We start from the raw sequence: 2,500 nt of genomic DNA, 5'->3' as shown, positions 1-2,500 counted from the left end.
GGTGTAGACCCGAAACCAAGTGAGCTATCCATGGCCAGGATGAAGGTTCAGTAACATGCACTGGAGGTCCGAACCCACTAGTGTTGCAAAACTAGGGGATGAGCTGTGGATAGGGGTGAAAGGCTAAACAAACTTGGAAATAGCTGGTTCTCTCCGAAAACTATTTAGGTAGTGCCTCAAGTATTACCATCGGGGGTAGAGCACTGTTTTGGCTAGGGGGTCATGGCGACTTACCAAACCAAGGCAAACTCCGAATACCGATGAGTACAGCTTGGGAGACAGAGCACCGGGTGCTAACGTCCGGACTCAAGAGGGAAACAACCCAGACCGCCAGCTAAGGTCCCTAAAATTGGCTAAGTGGGAAACGAAGTGGGAAGGCTATAACAGTCAGGATGTTGGCTTAGAAGCAGCCATCATTTAAAGAAAGCGTAATAGCTCACTGATCGAGTCGTCCTGCGCGGAAGATGTAACGGGGCTAAGCCAGTTACCGAAGCTGCGGATGTGCCATTTATGGCACGTGGTAGGAGAGCGTTCTGTAAGCCTGTGAAGGTGGTGGTGTAAACCCTGCTGGAGGTATCAGAAGTGCGAATGCTGACATGAGTAGCGTTAAAGGGGGTGAAAAGCCCCCTCGCCGTAAGCGCAAGGTTTTCTACGCAACGTTCATCGGCGTAGAGTGAGTCGGCCCCTAAGGCGAGGCAGAGATGCGTAGCTGATGGGAAACAGGTCAATATTCCTGTACCGATGTGTAGTGCGATGTGGGGACGGAGAAGGTTAGCTCAGCCAACTGTTGGATATGTTGGTTCAAGCCTGTAGTCGTGCCTGGTAGGTAAATCCGCCGGGCTTAGATGAGGGGTGATAACGAGGCTGCTTGCAGCCGAAGTGAGTGATACCCTGCTTCCAGGAAAAGCCACTAAGCTTCAGCTACACACGACCGTACCGCAAACCGACACTGGTGCGCGAGATGAGTATTCTAAGGCGCTTGAGAGAACTCAGGAGAAGGAACTCGGCAAATTGACACCGTAACTTCGGAAGAAGGTGTGCCTCTAGTCAGTGAAGGGATTTACTCCTGGAGCTAAACGAGGTTGCAAAAAATCGGTGGCTGCGACTGTTTATTAAAAACACAGCACTCTGCTAAGACGAAAGTCGACGTATAGGGTGTGACGCCTGCCCGGTGCTGGAAGATTAAATGATGGGGTGCAAGCTCTTGATTGAAGTCCCAGTAAACGGCGGCCGTAACTATAACGGTCCTAAGGTAGCGAAATTCCTTGTCGGGTAAGTTCCGACCTGCACGAATGGCGTAACGATGGCCACACTGTCTCCTCCTGAGACTCAGCGAAGTTGAAATGTTTGTGATGATGCAATCTCCCCGCGGAAAGACGGAAAGACCCCATGAACCTTTACTGTAGCTTTGTATTGGATTTTGAACAGACCTGTGTAGGATAGGTGGGAGGCTTTGAAGCCGGGACGCTAGTTTCGGTGGAGCCAACGTTGAAATACCACCCTGGTGTGTTTGAGGTTCTAACCTAGGTCCATTATCTGGATCGGGGACAGTGCATGGTAGGCAGTTTGACTGGGGCGGTCTCCTCCCAAAGTGTAACGGAGGAGTTCGAAGGTACGCTAGTTACGGTCGGACATCGTGACGATAGTGCAATGGCATAAGCGTGCTTAACTGCGAGACTGACAAGTCGAGCAGATGCGAAAGCAGGACATAGTGATCCGGTGGTTCTGTATGGAAGGGCCATCGCTCAACGGATAAAAGGTACTCTGGGGATAACAGGCTGATACCGCCCAAGAGTTCATATCGACGGCGGTGTTTGGCACCTCGATGTCGGCTCATCTCATCCTGGGGCTGTAGCCGGTCCCAAGGGTATGGCTGTTCGCCATTTAAAGAGGTACGTGAGCTGGGTTTAAAACGTCGTGAGACAGTTTGGTCCCTATCTTCCGTGGGCGCTGCAGATTTGAGGAAGCCTGCTCCTAGTACGAGAGGACCGGAGTGGACGAACCTCTGGTGTACCGGTTGTCACGCCAGTGGCATTGCCGGGTAGCTAAGTTCGGAAGAGATAACCGCTGAAAGCATCTAAGCGGGAAACTCGTTTCAAGATTAGATCTGCCGGGGCCTTGAGCCCCCTGAAGAGTCGTTCAAGACCAGGACGTTGATAGGCTGGGTGTGGAAGCGCAGTAATGCGTTAAGCTAACCAGTACTAATTGCTCGAGAGGCTTGACCCTATAACTTTGATTAATTCAAAGGTGTTATGCCAAGACTGACGCATTCAAAAAAGATACAGTTCCAACAGGAACTGTGCAACAATCTAAATTACAAGCTGATTTGCTCTATGAATTCGATGGACTGCTTCCCGTGTGGGAAGCATTTCGTCAACCAGTTATGCCTGATGACCATAGCAAGTTGGTACCACTCCTTCCCATCCCGAACAGGACAGTGAAACGACTCAGCGCCGATGATAGTGCGGATTCCCGTGTGAAAGTAGGTCATCGTCAGGCT

Annotated in this window: 2 rRNA genes (1 of these 2 cut by a window edge); both read left to right on the top strand. The window is 51.0% G+C overall.

What is annotated here, in order from left to right:
* Positions 1 to 2,226, top strand: a 23S ribosomal RNA gene (locus H4V98_RS00010) (it extends 657 nt beyond the left edge of the window).
* Positions 2,227 to 2,386: 160 nt separating this feature from the next.
* A 5S ribosomal RNA gene (gene rrf / locus H4V98_RS00005) occupies positions 2,387 to 2,499 on the top strand.
* Position 2,500 lies beyond the last annotated feature (1 nt).

This window comes from Polaromonas sp. CG_23.6 (assembly GCF_029892315.1).
In the GTDB taxonomy this organism is placed as follows: Bacteria; Pseudomonadota; Gammaproteobacteria; order Burkholderiales; family Burkholderiaceae_C; genus Polaromonas.
This window is presented reverse-complemented; position numbering and strand designations above follow the sequence as displayed.